11 protein-coding genes and 1 pseudogene are annotated in these 16,549 nt (G+C 72.2%); 3 read left to right on the forward strand and 9 right to left on the reverse strand.

Features of this window, described 5'->3' with window-relative positions; translation table 11 throughout:
* Positions 1–62 precede the first annotated feature (62 nt).
* The 3 genes and pseudogenes from RKD23_RS10515 to RKD23_RS10525 all read left to right on the forward strand — a co-directional run bounded on the left by RKD23_RS10515 (position 63) and on the right by RKD23_RS10525 (position 7,010).
* Positions 63–5,060, forward strand: coding sequence for an ATP-dependent helicase (locus RKD23_RS10515; protein WP_424853454.1), 4,998 nt, complete (start codon positions 63–65; stop codon positions 5,058–5,060).
* Between the two features lie 293 nt (positions 5,061–5,353).
* Positions 5,354–6,212: pseudogene (locus tag RKD23_RS10520) on the forward strand (Fpg/Nei family DNA glycosylase).
* A gap of 33 nt (positions 6,213–6,245) precedes the next feature.
* Entirely contained in the window at positions 6,246–7,010 is a 765-nt protein-coding gene (locus RKD23_RS10525) for an SDR family NAD(P)-dependent oxidoreductase (protein WP_424853455.1), read from the forward strand.
* Here RKD23_RS10525 and RKD23_RS10530 read toward each other — a convergent pair.
* The 9 genes from RKD23_RS10530 to RKD23_RS10570 all read right to left on the reverse strand — a co-directional run bounded on the left by RKD23_RS10530 (position 6,951) and on the right by RKD23_RS10570 (position 16,321).
* Entirely contained in the window at positions 6,951–7,259 is a 309-nt protein-coding gene (locus tag RKD23_RS10530; protein ID WP_424853456.1) for a hypothetical protein, read from the reverse strand. The genes RKD23_RS10525 and RKD23_RS10530 overlap by 60 nt on opposite strands.
* A gap of 149 nt (positions 7,260–7,408) precedes the next feature.
* A complete protein-coding gene (locus RKD23_RS10535; RefSeq protein WP_424853457.1) occupies positions 7,409–7,879 on the reverse strand; it encodes a Dps family protein in 471 nt (156 codons plus the stop codon).
* Between the two features lie 268 nt (positions 7,880–8,147).
* A complete protein-coding gene (locus RKD23_RS10540) occupies positions 8,148–8,528 on the reverse strand; it encodes a helix-turn-helix domain-containing protein (protein WP_167997591.1) in 381 nt (126 codons plus the stop codon).
* A gap of 109 nt (positions 8,529–8,637) precedes the next feature.
* Complete coding sequence (locus RKD23_RS10545; RefSeq protein ID WP_424853458.1) at positions 8,638–9,183, reverse strand: CinA family protein; 546 nt, start codon at positions 9,181–9,183, stop codon at positions 8,638–8,640.
* The gene (gene pgsA, locus RKD23_RS10550) at positions 9,180–10,112 is read right to left on the reverse strand and encodes a CDP-diacylglycerol--glycerol-3-phosphate 3-phosphatidyltransferase (protein WP_424853459.1); all 933 of its coding nucleotides are present in this window, start codon (positions 10,110–10,112) and stop codon (positions 9,180–9,182) included. The genes RKD23_RS10545 and pgsA overlap by 4 nt, the downstream gene beginning before the upstream one ends.
* Positions 10,109–11,581 (reverse strand): 30S ribosomal protein S12 methylthiotransferase RimO, encoded by a 1,473-nt coding sequence (rimO, locus tag RKD23_RS10555; protein WP_424853460.1) that lies wholly within the window; start codon positions 11,579–11,581, stop codon positions 10,109–10,111. The genes pgsA and rimO overlap by 4 nt, the downstream gene beginning before the upstream one ends.
* Positions 11,582–11,675: 94 nt before the next feature.
* Positions 11,676–12,518, reverse strand: a complete 843-nt coding sequence (locus RKD23_RS10560; RefSeq protein ID WP_424853461.1) for a helix-turn-helix domain-containing protein — start codon at positions 12,516–12,518, stop codon at positions 11,676–11,678.
* A 266-nt stretch (positions 12,519–12,784) separates the two neighbouring features.
* Positions 12,785–15,520, reverse strand: a complete 2,736-nt coding sequence (locus RKD23_RS10565; RefSeq protein WP_424853462.1) for a DNA translocase FtsK — start codon at positions 15,518–15,520, stop codon at positions 12,785–12,787.
* 117 nt (positions 15,521–15,637) lie between these two features.
* Positions 15,638–16,321 carry a response regulator gene (locus RKD23_RS10570; RefSeq protein ID WP_404033613.1) on the reverse strand — a complete coding sequence of 228 codons (684 nt, stop codon included), beginning with the start codon at positions 16,319–16,321 and terminating at the stop codon, positions 15,638–15,640.
* Positions 16,322–16,549: the final 228 nt, after the last annotated feature.

Genomic DNA, 16,549 nt, shown 5'->3' on the forward strand with positions numbered 1-16,549 from the left:
GGCTGCCGGCCCGAAATCCGCAGCTCAGCGCCATTGTCAGTGGCGGGGTGCAGGATGGACGCATGGTCAGCTCCGCCCACCGGGCCCTCGACGGCTTCTCCCCCGCGACCCGCGGTTGGTTCACGGGGGCCTTCTCCGCGCCCACCGCGGCCCAGGCGGGCGCGTGGCAGGCCATCCGTGAGGGTTCGGACGTGCTGGTGGTCGCCCCGACCGGCTCCGGCAAGACCCTGGCCGCCTTCCTCGCCGCCCTGGACCAGCTGACCTCCACTCCCCCGCCCGCCGACCCCAAGAAGCGCTGCCGCGTCCTGTACGTGTCCCCGCTGAAGGCCCTCGCCGTGGACGTCGAGCGCAACCTCCGCAGCCCTCTGACCGGCATCCGCCAGGAGTCCGTCCGGCTGGGTCTGCCCGAGCCGGAGGTCAAGGTCGGCATCCGCTCCGGCGACACCCCGGCCGCCGAGCGCCGCGCGCTGTCCACGCGTCCGCCGGACATCCTGATCACCACCCCGGAGTCCCTGTTCCTGATGCTGACGTCGGCCACGCGCGACGCGCTGACCGGCATCGAGACGGTGATCCTCGACGAGGTGCACGCGGTGGCCGGCACCAAGCGCGGCGCCCACCTCGCCCTGTCCCTGGAGCGGCTGGACGAGCTGCTGCCGAAGCCGGCCCGCCGCATCGGCCTGTCGGCGACCGTGCGTCCCGTCGACGAGGTCGCCCGCTATCTGTCCCCGCGCCGCAAGGTGGAGATCGTCCAGCCCGAGTCGGGCAAGGAGTTCGACCTGTCCGTCGTCGTCCCGGTGGAGGACCTCGGCGAGCTGGGCGCCGCCCCCGCGGCCGACGGGGACAGCGGCGCGGAGCGCCCCTCGATCTGGCCGCATGTCGAGGAGCGCATCACCGACCTGGTCCAGTCCCACCGCTCCACCATCGTCTTCGCCAACTCCCGCCGCCTGGCCGAGCGCCTGTGCAACCGGCTCAACGAGATCGCCTACGAGCGGGCCACCGGCGAGACCCTGGAGGAGCACCACAGCCCCGCCGAGCTGATGGGCGGCTCGGGCGCGGCCCAGGGCGCCCCGCCGGTCATCGCGCGCGCCCACCACGGGTCGGTGTCCAAGGAGCAGCGCGCGCTGGTCGAGGAGGACCTCAAGGCGGGCCGCCTGCCCGCGGTGGTCGCCACCTCCAGCCTGGAACTGGGCATCGACATGGGCGCGGTGGACCTCGTCGTCCAGGTGGAGTCCCCGCCGTCCGTGGCGTCCGGACTCCAGCGAGTCGGCCGCGCCGGACACCAGGTGGGCGCGGTCTCCACCGGCGTGGTGTTCCCGAAGTACCGCGGCGACCTGGTGCAGGCGGCCGTGGTCACCGAGCGCATGCGCACCGGCTCCATCGAGTCGCTGAAGGTCCCGGCCAACCCGCTGGACGTGCTGGCCCAGCAGCTGGTGGCCATGACGGCCCTGGACACCTGGCAGTTCGACGACCTGCTCGCCGCCGTCCGCCGCGCCGCGCCCTTCGCCTCGCTGCCCGAGTCCGCCTTCACGGCCGTGCTGGACATGCTGGCCGGCCGCTACCCGTCCGACGCCTTCGCGGAATTGCGCCCGCGCGTGGTGTGGGACCGTGTGGCCGGCACCATCACGGGCCGCCCCGGCGCCCAGCGTCTCGCCGTGACCTCCGGCGGCACGATCCCGGACCGCGGCCTGTTCGGGGTCTTCCTCGCCGGATCCGACCCGAAGAAGGGCGGCGGCCGGGTCGGCGAGCTGGACGAGGAGATGGTCTACGAGTCCCGCGTGGGCGATGTCTTCACGCTCGGCACCAGCTCCTGGCGCATCGAGGACATCACCCGCGACCGCGTGCTGGTCTCCCCCGCGCCGGGCGTCCCGGGCCGGCTGCCGTTCTGGAAGGGCGACCAGCTGGGCCGCCCCCTCGAACTGGGCCGCGCACTCGGCGCGTTCCTGCGCGAGGTCGGCTCCCTGAGCAAGGAGGACGCCCGCCTGCGCCTTGTCGCCGCGGGCCTGGACGCGTGGGCCGCGGACAACGTGCTGTCGTACCTGGACGAACAGCGCGAGGCCTGCGGCCATGTCCCCGACGACCGCACGATCGTCGTGGAGCGCTTCCGGGACGAGCTGGGCGACTGGCGCGTCGTCGTCCACTCCCCCTTCGGCGCCCAGGTGCACGCCCCCTGGGCCCTCGCGCTCGGCGCCCGGCTGTCCGAGCGCTACGGCATGGACGCCCAGGTGATGCACGCCGACGACGGCATCGTGCTGCGCCTGCCCGACGCCGACCTCATGGGCCTGGACCTGCTCGACCAGGAGCCCATGAAGGCCGGCACGGAGTACGACGCCGACCAGGCGCCCGTCGGCGCGGCGGACGTGGTCTTCGACAAGGGCGAGGTCGACCAGGTCGTCACCGACCAGGTCGGCGGCTCCGCGCTGTTCGCGTCCCGCTTCCGCGAGTGCGCCGCCCGCGCGCTGCTGCTGCCGCGCCGCAACCCTGGCCGCCGCACCCCGCTGTGGCAGCAGCGCCAGCGCGCCGCCCAGCTGCTGGAGGTGGCCAGCGAGTTCGGCTCCTTCCCGATCGTCCTGGAGGCCGTCCGCGAATGCCTCCAGGACGTCTTCGACGTCCCCGGCCTGGTCGAGCTGATGGGCGACCTGGAGTCCCGCAAGGTGCGGCTCGTCGAGGTCACCACCCCCGAGCCGTCCCCGTTCGCGCGTTCGCTGCTCTTCGGCTACGTCGCCCAGTTCCTGTACGAGGGTGACTCGCCGCTCGCCGAGCGCCGCGCGGCCGCGCTGTCGCTGGACTCGCGGCTGCTGGCCGAGCTGCTCGGCCAGGCGGAGCTGCGCGAGCTGCTCGACGCCGAGGTGCTGACCGAGCTGGAGCGCGAGCTGCAGTGGCTCACCGAGGACCGGCGCGTCAAGGACGTCGAGGGCGTCGCCGACGCCCTGCGCGTGCTGGGCCCGCTCACCGACGCCGAACTGGCCGAGCGCGGCGCAGAACCGCAGTGGGCCCAGGAGCTGGCCTCGGCCCGTCGCGCCATCCGGGTCCGCATCGCCGGCGCCGACCACTGGGCGGCGATCGAGGACGCCGGCCGACTGCGCGACGCGCTGGGCACCGCCCTGCCGGTCGGTGTCCCGGAGGCCTTCACCGAACCGGTGAAGGACCCGCTGGGCGACCTCCTCGCGCGCCACGCCCGCACCCACGGCCCGTTCACCTCGGCCACGGCCGCCGCCCGGTTCGGCCTCGGCGTCGCGGTCACCGACGGCGCGCTGCACCGGCTCGCCGCGGCCGGGCGGGTCGTCCAGGGCGAGTTCCACCCGGCGGGGATCGGCCAGGAGTGGTGCGACGCGGCGGTGCTGCGCCGTCTGCGCCGCCGTTCCCTCGCCGCGCTGCGGCACGAGCTGGAGCCGGTGCCGCCGGCCGCGCTCGCCCAGTTCCTGCCGCAGTGGCAGCACATCGGCAAGGGCCACGGGCTGCGCGGCATCGACGGACTCGTGCGGGCCATCGAGCAGTTGCAGGGCGCGTCCGTACCGGCGTCCGCCCTGGAGAAGCTGGTCCTGCCGTCCCGCGTCACCGACTACAGCCCGGCCATGCTCGACGAACTGACCGCCGCGGGCGAGGTGGTGTGGGCCGGTGCCGGCTCGCTGCCCGGCAAGGACGGCTGGGTCTCGCTGTACATGGCCGACGCGGCCCCGCTCCTCCTGCCGCCACCGCACCCACTGGAGCTGACAGCCCTGCACCAGTCCGTCCTGGACGCCCTCTCCGGCGGCTACGGCCTGTTCTTCCGTCAGATCGCCGACCAGGTCCGCGCCACCACGCATCCCGAGGCCACCGATCCCCAACTGGCCGACGCGATCTGGGATCTGGCCTGGTCCGGCCGGCTCACCAACGACACGCTGGCCCCGATGCGCGCCGTGCTCGGCTCCGGCCGCACCGCCGGTTCCACGGCTCACCGCGCCAAGCGCACGGTCCCGCGCGGTCGTTACGGCTCCCTGACCGCCGCCGCCCGCCCGGCCTCCCGCACCGGCCCTCCGACCGTGGCCGGACGCTGGTCGCTGCTGCCGCAGCGCGACGCCGACACCACCGTGCGGGCCCATGCCCTGGCCCGTGTCCTCCTCGACCGGCACGGCGTGGTGACCCGGGGCGCGGTCGCCTCCGAGGGCGTCGAGGGCGGCTTCTCGGCGATCTACCGCGTGCTGTCCGTCTTCGAGGAGAGCGGCCAGGCCCGCCGCGGCTACGTGGTGGAAGGGCTGGGCGCCGCCCAGTTCGCCATGGACGGCGCGGTGGACCGCCTGCGCGCGGTGGCCAACGCCCGCGAGGGTCTGTCCGGCCCGGCCTTCACCGGCGACCAGGGTGGGAGCACCCCAGCGGCGGCCTTCGGCACGACGGCCCCCTTCACGGACGAGACCTTCGCCTTCCCGGGCGACCCGGCCTCCCCTGGGGTACGCGGTTTCCTGGACGACCCGACCACCCCGCCCGCGTTCTCGGACGGCCTGCCCACATCCGGGTCGCCCTCCTTCCTGGACGACGGCGCCTTCCCCGACCCGCCGACCGACCCCGGCGGCTACGTCTCGCCGCGTGACCTCGCCCCGTCCACCGGCCCGTACGGCGCGAACGGCCCCGCCTGGCGAGGCACCGGCCCCACGGGCCACCCCGGCCGCAGCCGGCGTACGCCCGCCTCCCGGGCCGTCGTCCTCGCCGCCGCCGACCCGGCCAACGCCTACGGCGCCGCCCTGTCCTGGCCCGAGCCCCCGACCGGCGCCGGGCACAAGCCGGGTCGCAAGGCGGGCTCGCTCGTCGTCCTGGTCGACGGCGAGCTGACCCTCTACATGGAGCGCGGCGGAAAGACCCTGCTGGCCTGGCTCACCGACCCGGACAGCGGCAGCGGCACGCTCGCCGACGACCCCCGGCTGCACGAGGCCGCCGAGGCCCTCGCAGCAGCCGCCCGCGCGGGCTCCCTCGGCACAGTCACGGTGGAACGCATCAACGGCACCTCCGCCCTGACATCCCCCCTGGGCACCCTCCTGGAAGGAGCAGGCTTCATCGCGACACCGCGCGGCCTCCGCCTACGGGCCTGAGACAACTGAGACGACTGAGCCAACCCAGGCGTACGCCCCTGGGGGACACACACGCGTACGCCCCTAAGGGCCCCCACTCCGACACAAGGCGCCTTCTTCGATCAAGGGCGTCGCGAAGCGCGGCAGCTTCCCCTGCCGCTCAAGCGCCGCACCCACGGCAACCGCCCACCACCAGCCAAGGCCCCACCCCCACCCAAACCCACCACCAGCCAAGGCCAGCCCCACCCAAGACCAGGTCCCCACCCAAGGCCCCTCCCCCCACACCCTCTCCCCCCCCATGCCACCCTTGACCCATGCCCGAAGGCGACACCGTCTGGCAGACCGCGAAGCGCCTGCACACCGCCCTCGCGGGCCACGTGCTGACCCGCTCCGACCTCAGGGTGCCCAAGTACGCCACGGCCGACCTCACCGGCCGTACCGTCCTGGACGTCACCCCGCGCGGTAAGCACCTGCTCACCCGGATCGAGGGCGGCCTGACCCTGCACTCGCATCTGCGGATGGACGGCTCCTGGAAGGTGTACGCGGCCGGACAGCGCTGGAGCGGCGGCCCCGGGCACCAGATCCGCGCGATCCTGGGCACCGCCGACCACACGGCGGTCGGCTACCGCCTCCCCGTCCTGGAGCTCCTGCGCACCACGGACGAGGAACGCGCCGTCGGCCATCTCGGCCCCGACCTGCTGGGCCCCGACTGGGACCCCGACCGCGCTCTGACGAACCTCCTCACGGACCCGGCCCGGCCTCTGGGCGAAGCCCTGCTCGACCAGCGCAACCTCGCCGGCATCGGCAATGTCTACAAGAGCGAGCTGTGCTTCCTCCTCGGTGTCACTCTCCTGGCTCCCCGTAGGGGACCTCCCCGCCGACCGCACGGCCGCGCTCCCCGGCCTGGCCAAACGCCTGCTGGAGGTCAACCGCGACCGCCCGATCCGCGCCACGACGGGCCGCCGCGGCCAGGACCTGTTCGTGTACGGCCGGGCCCCCCGCCCCTGTCTGCGCTGCGGCACGCCCATCCGGGTCGCGGACCAGGGCGACGGCTCCCGCGAACGCCCCACGTACTGGTGCCCCACCTGCCAGCCCGGCCCCGCCCCCGACCGCACCCGGACGACGCCCCTCCCCGGCGACACAGGCCGAAGAAACCAGCCGCGCGCCAATTGACGACCCGTCAGAAACCTTCGTACCGTCCCCCGCATGGCCGTCGACGCGTACGACCTCACCGGACGCACCGCCTTCATCACCGGCGCCGCCAGCGGTATCGGCCGCGCCTGCGCGGTGCTGCTCGCCCGCGCGGGCGCCACCGTGCACTGCGCGGACCGGGACGCGCCGGGTCTCGCGGAGACGACCACGCTGGTCAAGAGGGAAGGCGGCACAGCCGTCTCCCACCACCTCGATGTCACGGACCGCGCGCAACTGCGCGAAGCCGTCGCCTCCTGCGAGCAGCTGCACGTGATGGCCGCGGTGGCAGGGATCATGCACAGCAGCCCGGTCCTGGAGACCAGGGACGAGGATCTCGACCGGGTGCTGGACGTCAATCTCAAAGGTGTGTTCCACGCCTGCCAGGAGGCCGCCCGGCTGATGATCGCGCGGGACACGAAGGGCAGCATCGTCACGATGGCCTCCGGAGCCGTCGACACCGGCGGCCCGGGCCTGTTCTGCTACGGCGCCGCGAAGGCGGCCGTCGTCCAGCTGACCAGGACCCTCGCGACGGAGGTCGGCCCGCACGGCATCCGCGTCAACGCCGTCGCACCGGGCTGGATCCGCACGCCCATGACCGATCGTCAGGAAGCCGGTGCCCAGGCGCACACCGAGGCGCTGATGGCCCGCAGATCCCCGTTGGGCCGAGTGGGTGAGCCGGACGATGTGGCCCACGCCGTGCTCTATCTGGCCTCGGACGCCTCAGCCTTCATGACGGGGCAGATCCTCCGCCCCAACGGCGGGGTGGCCATGCCCTGGTGAGGCCCGCTCCGGCCGGAGAGCCCCACCCCCCGTGCGCCAGGCCCGTATCCAGCGCCCTTCCCGCAGCGCTCCCACGGCCCGTCCCTTCGGCACACAGTGCACCGGCAGCAGGCTGAGCCCCCACCCTCCTGCCGCGACCGCCCCCTCCAGCGCGCCCGCGTCCGGCGCCACGGCCAGCCGCAGCACGGCCCACCACCACAACGCCCCGAGCCCGAGGCCGGCCCCCCAACGCGCTGTCCGCCCCACCATGGCCCCACCTCCAGCCCGACGACACCCCCGACGCCGGCACCTCCGCCGACCGACAAGACGCTAGGCACCTGGGCCCCACCGAAACAGGGCGCACCCCCGGCACACGGGTGCAGTACCGGCGGCCGACGCGGAGACCGCCGGCTCGACCGTCAGCCGTTCTCGGCCTGGAACATCCAGTGATGCTTCTCGAGGTCGGCAGTGATCCCGATGAAGATGTCCTGCGTCACCGGGTCCGGTTCGCCGGTCGACGCCACGCGCTCACGCATGCGCCCGATCACAGCTCCGAGGGCGTCCACGAGCACGCCGACCGCGTCCGCGTCCTTCACCCAGCCCCCGGGCACCGACCCGATGCCACTGCCGCTCGCAACCGTGGCGGCACGGCCGTCGGGTGACACACCCAGCGCCGAGGCCCGTTCGGCGACCGTGTCGGAGTGGGTCCGAGCGGTGGCGACGACCTCGTCGAGCTGCAGATGCACCGACCGGAAGCGCGGTCCGACCACGTTCCAGTGAATCTGCTTCGCCACCAGGGACAGGTCCACCAGGTCGACCAGGGCGCCCTGCAGCGCCTCGGCGACGGTCTTCAGATCGGTGTCGGACAGCGGGCTCTTCACGACGTACATGCACAACTCCGTGGATCGCGACGGGACACGTCTCTCCACCATGACCGCCCCGCTCGACCCGGGCAAATGGAGCACAACGGACACGGGGTTGTGAAAAAAGGCCCCAAGGGACCGTGGCAACAGTCCCCATGGGGCGGTGAAATCAGTGCTCACGGGGGCCGAGAAAAGCCCCCGCACATACGCGAAAGGCCCCGCCCGTGCCCCTCCGGTTCACCCGGAGAAGCCCCGGCTGGGACCTCACACGTACATGTCGTGTCGGCTCACACGCTCACGCGGCGACGACGTCCACCGCCTCCGCGGGCGCCTTGATCGTCACCCGTTCCGGTGGCACACCGGTCACCGACACGGAACCCAGCATCGGTCGCACCGGTGTGGGCACAGGCTCACTGGGAGTGGCCGCAGCGGACTGGGCCAGCTCGGCGAGGGCGAGTTCGTCGCTCACTTCCCGCATGAGCTCGGACATCCGTACGTCCAGCGCGTCGCAGATGGCGGCGAGCAGCTCGGAGGAAGCCTCCTTCTGCCCCCGCTCCACCTCGGAGAGATAGCCGAGCGAGACTCGGGCGGACGAGGAGACTTCGCGCAGAGTACGGCCCTGGCGCTGGCGCTGCCGACGCAGCACGTCACCCAGCAGGCGACGGAGCAGAATCATCGGTGGCTCCCTCCTCGGACCGCGTAACCGCATCCTTCACGCCCCACCGTACCGCCTCGCGCTGCGGCCGTGCGGGGAGCGATGTCGTGTTCACTCAGGGCTGCAAACATCAAAACCCCCCGTTCTGTTCCGTATCCTGTGCCCGCTCATTCCCGGTCTGTTCGCCCGCGAGCTCCCTCAGAAGCAGGGCGAGTACGCTCCGTACACTCTCCATACGGATTTCCGCGCGATCGCCGTTCAACCGCAGTGCCTCCACTTTTCCGCCACCGGCGGAACCGGAATCCGCTGTACGCGGCCCGTACACGGCGACGTAGACGGTGCCGACGGGCTTGCCGTCCTGCGGCTCGGGCCCGGCGACGCCGGTGGTGGCGATACCCCAGTCGGCGCCCAGCGCCTTGCGCACGCCGGCCGCCATCTGGGCCGCGACCTGCGCGTCCACGGCCCCGCGCTCCTCCAGGAGAGTGGCGTCGACACCGAGCAGTTCCTGCTTGAGGGCCGTGGCGTACGCCGTCACCGAGCCGCGGAAGGCCTGGGAGGCGCCGGCGACCGCGGTCAGCTCCGCGGCCACCAGTCCGCCGGTCAGCGACTCGGCGACGGCGACCGTCTCGCCCTTCACACTCAGTAGTCGCAGCACGTCGGCGGCCGTGGAACTCACGCTTCCGTCTCCTCCGACGCGCTTTCGCGTTCGGCCATTCCGTGCCTGCGCAGCACAATGGCCTGTTTCACATAGTCCAACCCGGTCGCCACGGTCAGCACGACCGCCGCGGCCATCACCCACCACCGCAGGGTGGCCAGCCACCCCGTCAGCGCCAGGATGTACATCCCCACGGCCACGCCCTGGGTGAGCGTCTTCAGCTTGCCGCCACGGCTTGCCGGGATGACGCCGTACCGGATGACAAGGAAACGCAGCAGCGTGATCCCGAGTTCCCGGCCGAGGATCACACCGGTCACCCACCACGGCAGATCATCGAGCGAGGACAGACAGATCAGCGCCGCCCCCATGATCGCCTTGTCGGCGATGGGGTCGGCGATCTTCCCGAAGTCGGTGACCAGGTTGTAGGTACGCGCCAGATGCCCGTCGAACAGGTCCGTGATCATGGCGATGGCGAAGGCCGCCCAGGCGAACGCGCGCCACGCCGGGTCGTAGCCGCCGTCGGCCAGCATCAGCGCGACGAACCCCGGCACGAGCAGCAGCCGCAGCATCGTCAGCAGATTCGCGATGTTCCAGACGCTGGCCTGGTTCACGGCCGCCGCCGCCAGCTTCCCACCCCGCGCGGGCCGAGCACCGCCGTCCTCACCGGCGCCCGCGGCCCCACCGCCGACAGAGACGCCGGCCCCGGCGGACGTACCCCCGGACGTCTCCGCGGACGTACCCGCAGAGACCCCCGCCCCCGCAGACGTACCCGCAGGCGTATCCCCGGTGGCACCGCCACCGGACGCACCCGCCCCGGACGCGCTCCCCGGGACCCCGCCGCCCCCGGACATGTCCGCCCGGGAAGCACGGGACGTACGAGCGCGCGCACCGCCCGCGGAGGGGCCCGCCTTGGAGGAGCCGCCCGCGGCGGATGCCGGGATTCCGCTCATCTGCCCGCCTCCTCACTACACGCGTGCGAGCCAGGGAGCGGCTCGGCGACCAGGTCGACACCCTCGGTGCCGACCACCTTCGCCTCGACCATACGACCCACGCTCAGGCCCTCGCCGCTCGTCAGCAGCACCTGGCCGTCCGTCTCGGGCGCCTGGTGGGCCGCACGGCCGTGGACGCCCTCCTCGGGGTCCACCGACTCCACGAGCACGCGCACGGTCTCACCGACGCGCTCCTCGGCGCGCTGCGAGACGAGCTCCTCGGCGAGCCGCGCCACACGCGCAAGCCGCTCGGCGACGACGTCCTCGTCGAGCTTGTTGTCGTACGTCGCGGCCTCGGTGCCGTCCTCGTCGGAGTAGCCGAAGACACCGATGGCGTCCAGCCGCGCGCCATTCAGGAAGCGCTCCAGCTCGGCCAGGTCCGCCTCGCTCTCGCCGGGGAACCCGACGATGAAGTTGGACCGCACACCCGCCTGGGGCGCCTTGCTCCGGATGGTGTCGAGCAGCTCCAGGAACCGGTCGGTGTCACCGAAGCGGCGCATGGCGCGCAGCACGTCGGGCGCGGAGTGCTGGAAGGACAGGTCGAAGTACGGGGCGATCTTCGGCGTGCCGGTCAGTACGTCGATCAGGCCCGGGCGCATCTCGGCGGGCTGGAGGTAGCTCACCCGCACCCGCTCGATGCCGTCGACCTCGGCCAGTTCGGGCAGCAGGGACTCCAGCAGGCGGATGTCGCCCAGGTCCTTGCCGTACGACGTGTTGTTCTCGGAGACCAGCATGATCTCCTTGACGCCCTGCTCGGCCAGCCAGCGCGTCTCGTTCAGCACATCGCTCGGGCGGCGGGAGATGAAGGAGCCGCGGAAGGACGGGATGGCGCAGAAGGTGCAGCGCCGGTCGCAGCCGGAGGCCAGCTTCACGGAGGCGACCGGGGAGCCGTCCAGACGGCGGCGCAGTGGCGCGCGGGGGCCGGAGGCGGGTGCGAGGCCGTCCGGGAGGTCCGCGGGGGCGTGCCCGGGCAGGGCGACCTCCGCGGCCGACTCCTGCCGCTCGGCCGGGCTGATCGGCAGCAGCTTGCGCCGGTCGCGCGGCGTGTGGGCGGCGTGGATGCCGCCGGACAAGATGGTCTGGAGGCGGTCGGAGATGTCGGCGTAGTCGTCGAAGCCGAGCACGCCGTCGGCCTCCGGGAGGGCCTCGGCGAGTTCCTTGCCGTACCGCTCGGCCATGCAGCCGACCGCGACCACGGCCTGGGTACGGCCATGGTCCTTGAGGTCGTTGGCCTCCAGCAGGGCGTCGACGGAGTCCTTCTTGGCGGCGTCGACGAATCCGCAGGTGTTGACGACGGCGACGTCCGCGTCCGCGGCGTCCTCCACGAGCTGCCAGCCGTCCGCCTCCAAACGGCCTGCGAGCTCCTCCGAGTCCACCTCGTTACGGGCGCAGCCAAGTGTGACGAGTGCGACGGTACGGCGTTCAGGCATGGGCTCAAGACTACTTCGTCCCACCGACACCCCACGTCGACGGGGTTGGCCGATCTTGGCCAACCCCGTCCCGAACCATCCTGAAGGCCCCCGCTCAGCCGATCTGCGGGTCACCCTTGGTGTACGTCAGCCGCTCCACGGCGCCCGGCTGGAAGTCGTCGTCGATCTTCTTGCCGTTGACGTAGAGCTGGATGGCACCGGCGTCGCCGAGCACCAGGTTGATCTTGGAGCTGTCCTGGAAGGTCTTGGACTGGCCCTGTTCGAGCAGCCCGTCGAAGAGCAGCCGGCCGTTGTGGTCCTTGGCCGCGACCCAGCTGCGTCCGTCGGTGGCGCTGACCCGGACGGTGACCTTGTCCTGGGGCGCGGCGGCGATGGCGCTCTCGGTCGGGTCGGGCTTGGGGTCGGCCGGCTTCTTGCCGCCGGACGAGGGAGAGGCGGTCTTCGTCGCGGTCGGCGCGGCGCCGCCGGCGACCTCGTCGCCGGCGCCGTCGGAGCCGCCCTTGACGACGGTGAAGCCGACGAAGCCGATCACGACGACGATCGCGGCGACCATGGCCGCGGTCCAGTTGGGTCCGCGCCGCTCGGGCCGGATGCGCTCCGCCTCGAACAGCGGCGCGGCGGGCGTCGGGGCCGGGCGGCCGCCGTGGTCGGCGTCGTACTGCGCGAGCAGCGGCGCCGGATCGAGGTGGACGGCCCGGGCCAGGGTCTTGAGATGACCGCGGGCGTAGACGTCGCCGCCGCAGGGCGCGAAGTCGTCCGCCTCGATCGCGTGCACGATCGCGATACGGACCCGGGTGGCGGTACTGACGTCGTCGACGGTCATCCCGGCCGCGATGCGCGCCTCACGCAGAGCACGGCCGATGGACATGGAGGGGCGGGCTTCCTCGGAAACGTCTTCGAACGGACGCTCGTCTTCAGGGGAGTTGCCGATGGACACGGGGGCGCCTTTCGAGCGTGTAGCCGCCTGTGCTGGAGGTTCAGTCTAGGGGGGTGCAAAAGGGCTGGGGCAACCGGGCGGTGGGACTTTGTACGCCATCGGAATGGCCGGTCACGCCGATGGTCGGGTACCTCTTTGTCGCTTCGCTCAACTTGACGTACGTCGAAGGGAAACGGTTGCTCAATGATCCCTTACGGGTGAGTCACGATCGAACATCCGCACCGTCTCGGATCCACAACGACCTCCCGCGCGGGCGCCGTTTTTCCCTACCCGTCAGACTCCCCCCGGATCACCGCCAGCACGCCGTCCAGCTCGTCAGGCTTCACAAGAACGTCACGAGCCTTGGACCCCTCGCTCGGCCCGACGATGTTGCGCGACTCCATCAGGTCCATCAGCCGCCCGGCCTTGGCGAAGCCCACCCGCAGCTTGCGCTGGAGCATGGACGTCGACCCGAACTGCGTCGACACGACCAGCTCGGCCGCCTGGCACAGCAGGTCCAGGTCGTCGCCGATGTCCTCGTCGATCTCCTTCTTCTGCTTGGTCCCTACGGTGACGTCGTCGCGGAAGACCGGCGCCATCTGGTCCTTGCAGTGCTGCACGACCACCGCGACCTCGGCCTCGGTGACGAAGGCGCCCTGCATACGGGTCGGCTTGTTCGCGCCCATCGGCAGGAACAGCCCGTCACCCTTGCCGATCAGCTTCTCGGCGCCCGGCTGGTCGAGGATGACCCGCGAATCCGCCAGGGACGACGTGGCGAACGCCAGCCGCGACGGCACGTTCGCCTTGATCAGACCGGTGACGACGTCGACCGAGGGCCGCTGCGTGGCCAGCACCAGATGGATGCCGGCCGCACGCGCGAGCTGCGTGATGCGCACGATCGCGTCCTCGACGTCCCGGGGCGCCACCATCATCAGGTCGGCCAGCTCGTCGACGATCACCAGCAGATACGGATACGGCTGCAGCTCCCGCTCACTGCCCTCGGGCGGCTTCACGGTGCCCTCGCGCACGGCCTTGTTGAAGTCGTCGATGTGCCGGTACCCGTACGCCGCGAGGTCGTCGTACCTGAGGTCCATCTCGCGTACGACCCACTGCAGCGCCTCGGCGGCCCGCTTGGGGTTGGTGATGATCGGCGTGATCAGGTGCGGGATGCCCTCGTACGCGGTCAGCTCGACCCGCTTGGGGTCGACCAGGATCATCCGGACGTCCTCCGGGGTCGCCCGCATCATGATCGAGGTGATCAGGCAGTTGATGCAGGACGACTTGCCGGACCCGGTGGCGCCCGCGACCAGCATGTGCGGCATCTTCGCCAGCGAGTGCATGACATAGCCGCCCTCGACGTCCTTGCCGAAGGCGACCAGCATCGGGTCGTCGTCCTCGGCGGACTCCGCGAGCCGCAGCACGTCGCCGAGGTTGACCATCTCCCGGTCGGTGTTCGGGATCTCGATGCCGACCGCCGACTTGCCGGGGATCGGGCTGATGATCCGCACATCCGGGCTGGCGACGGCGTACGCGATGTTCTTGGTCAGCGCGGTGATCCGCTCGACCTTCACCGCCGGGCCCAGCTCCACCTCGTAGCGCGTGACCGTCGGCCCGCGGGTGAAGCCGGTGACGGCCGCATCCACCTTGAACTCGGTGAAGACGGTGGTCAGCGAGGCGACGACGGCGTCGTTGGCCGCGCTGCGGGCCTTGCCCGGACCACCGCGCGTGAGGAGGTCGAGCGAGGGCAGCGCGTAGGTGATGTCGCCGGACAGCTGGAGCTGCTCCGCGCGTGGCGGCAGGTCGCGGATCTCCTGCGGCGGGGTCTTGGTGAGGTCGGGGACGCCGCCGGTGCCGGACGTGGTCTGCCGGGGCCGCGAGGCCGGGGCCGGCACGGGCGTCGGCGCGGTGGCGGTGTGCTCGCGGTCGGCGACGTGGACGCCCTGGGTGAGGTCGGCGACGATCGGCGAGGGCGGCATGCCGTGCAGCACGGCCCCGTCGAGGTCCGCGGCGGCCGCGGCCGCGATGTCCACGGCGTCCGGCTGCCGGTCCGCCGCGGGCTGCGGCACCGCCGAGCGCCGGGGACGCCCGCGCCGCCGGGACAGCGCCTCCTCCTCGGCCACCTCGGGGTCGTACGCCTCGGGCGCGGGCCCTCGCCTGCGGGAGCGCGAGGGCAGCGCCTCGCGCCACTGCTCGTCGTAGCGCGCGTCGTCGTCGCCGTACTCGCCGTACTCGCCGTCCGCGGCCGGCTCCGGGTCCTGCAGCACGCCCAGCTTCACACCGAGCAGCCGCAGTCGCTGCGGGATGGCGTTGACCGGGGTGGCCGTCACCACCAGCAGGCCGAAGATCGTCAGCAGGACCAGCAGCGGTACGGCCAGCACCTCGGTCATGGCGAACGTCAGCGGGGTGGCCGCGCCCCAGCCGATCAGGCCGCCGGCGTCTCTTATCGCCTGCATGCCGTCCTCGCGGGCGGGCGAGCCGCAGGCGATGTGCACCTGCCCGAGCACGCCGATCACCAGGGCCGACAGCCCGATCACGATCCGACCGTTGGCCTCGGGCTTCTCCGGGTGCCGGATGAACCGTACGGCGATGACCGCGAGCAGGATCGGCACCAGCAGGTCCAGCCGTCCGAAGGCACCGGTCACGATGATCTCGACCAGGTCGCCGACGGGGCCGCGCAGGTTCGACCAGGTGCCCGCGGCGACGATCAGCGCGAGCCCGAGCAGCAGCAGGGCGACGCCGTCCTTGCGGTGGGCCGGGTCCAGGTTCTTGGCGCCCTGCCCTATGCCGCGGAACACGGCGCCGACCGCGTGCGCGAGGCCGAGCCACAGTGCGCGCACCAGCCGGTAGACGCCCCCGGTCGGACTCGGCGCCGGCTTGGGCGCCGGCTTCTTCGCCGCCGCCTTCTTGGCGGGAGCCTTCTTCGCGGGTGCCTTCTTCGCAGCGGCCTTCTTCGCCGGAGCCTTCGCGGGAGCGGCCGCCTTCCTGGCGGGCTGCTTCTTGGCTGCGGAGGGACGTGAGGCCATGGGTGTGAGGTTACCTGTGGAGGCGACGGGGGACACGTGTGGCCGCTGCTTCACCCGTTCGTGTCGCCCCCGCGGGCACACGGAACTGACGCCGGGCCAAAAGGCCCGTCACGGGCGTCAGTTCTGCGACGGCAGCGACGGCGGGCCGCCCGTCCCGGGCTCCAGAGCGTCCAGCGCCCGGCGCAGCCCGGTCAGTTTGCGCTCCAGATGCGCGGCCGTGGCCACCGCCGCGGCGTCCGCGGAGTCGCCCTCCAACTGCTTGGACAGCGCCTCGGCCTGCTCCTCGACGGCCGCGAGCCGCGCCGACAGCTCGGCCAGCAGCCCCGCCGACTCCTTGCCGGGGACGGCCGCACCGCCCTTGTTGCCGCCCTCCAACTGCAGTCGCAGCAGCGCCGCCTGCTCGCGCAGCTGGCAGTTCTTCATGTACAGCTCGACGAACACCGACACCTTCGCCCGCAGCACCCACGGGTCGAACGGCTTGGAGATGTAGTCGACCGCGCCCGCCGCGTAGCCACGGAAGGTGTGGTGCGGACCGTGGTTGATCGCAGTGAGGAAGATGATCGGGATGTCCCGGGTGCGCTCCCGGCGCTTGATGTGCGCGGCCGTCTCGAAGCCGTCCATGCCCGGCATCTGGACATCCAGCAGGATGACCGCGAAGTCGTCCGTGAGCAGTGCTTTGAGCGCTTCCTCCCCGGACGATGCCCGAACCAGTGTCTGATCGAGCGCCGAGAGGATCGCCTCCAGCGCGAGCAGATTCTCCGGCCGGTCATCGACCAGGAGGATCTTGGCCTTCTGCACCATGGCCCGCCCTCCTCGCCCCGGCGTGGGGCCTCCCCTGTCCTCAGGACTCGGGGTGACACCTGCGGATGCCCGCCCCAGGGGACGACTCCCTTTCGCCGCCCGTCCTCGTGCCGGTCATGGTAGCCGCACCCCGCCCGTCGCCACACCCTGTCACCGCGATGTCACTGTGCACATAGCGGAAACGCGGCGTGAGTCCAGAAGGTTCCCCCCACGCCGTACTTCTACACG

The sequence above is a fragment of the Streptomyces sp. SAI-170 genome, from assembly GCF_049739565.1.
In the GTDB taxonomy this organism is placed as follows: domain Bacteria; phylum Actinomycetota; class Actinomycetes; order Streptomycetales; family Streptomycetaceae; genus Streptomyces.

Coding starts and splice junctions, on each gene's coding strand:
- RKD23_RS10515 (WP_424853454.1), top strand. CDS start 63: ATGGTCAGCTCCGCCCACCGGGCCCTCGACGGCTTCTCCCCCGCGACC.
- RKD23_RS10525 (WP_424853455.1), top strand. CDS start 6,246: ATGGCCGTCGACGCGTACGACCTCACCGGACGCACCGCCTTCATCACC.
- RKD23_RS10530 (WP_424853456.1), bottom strand. CDS start 7,259: ATGGTGGGGCGGACAGCGCGTTGGGGGGCCGGCCTCGGGCTCGGGGCG.
- RKD23_RS10535 (WP_424853457.1), bottom strand. CDS start 7,879: ATGTACGTCGTGAAGAGCCCGCTGTCCGACACCGATCTGAAGACCGTC.
- RKD23_RS10540 (WP_167997591.1), bottom strand. CDS start 8,528: ATGATTCTGCTCCGTCGCCTGCTGGGTGACGTGCTGCGTCGGCAGCGC.
- pgsA (WP_424853459.1), bottom strand. CDS start 10,112: ATGAGCGGAATCCCGGCATCCGCCGCGGGCGGCTCCTCCAAGGCGGGC.
- rimO (WP_424853460.1), bottom strand. CDS start 11,581: ATGCCTGAACGCCGTACCGTCGCACTCGTCACACTTGGCTGCGCCCGT.
- RKD23_RS10565 (WP_424853462.1), bottom strand. CDS start 15,520: ATGGCCTCACGTCCCTCCGCAGCCAAGAAGCAGCCCGCCAGGAAGGCG.
- RKD23_RS10570 (WP_404033613.1), bottom strand. CDS start 16,321: ATGGTGCAGAAGGCCAAGATCCTCCTGGTCGATGACCGGCCGGAGAAT.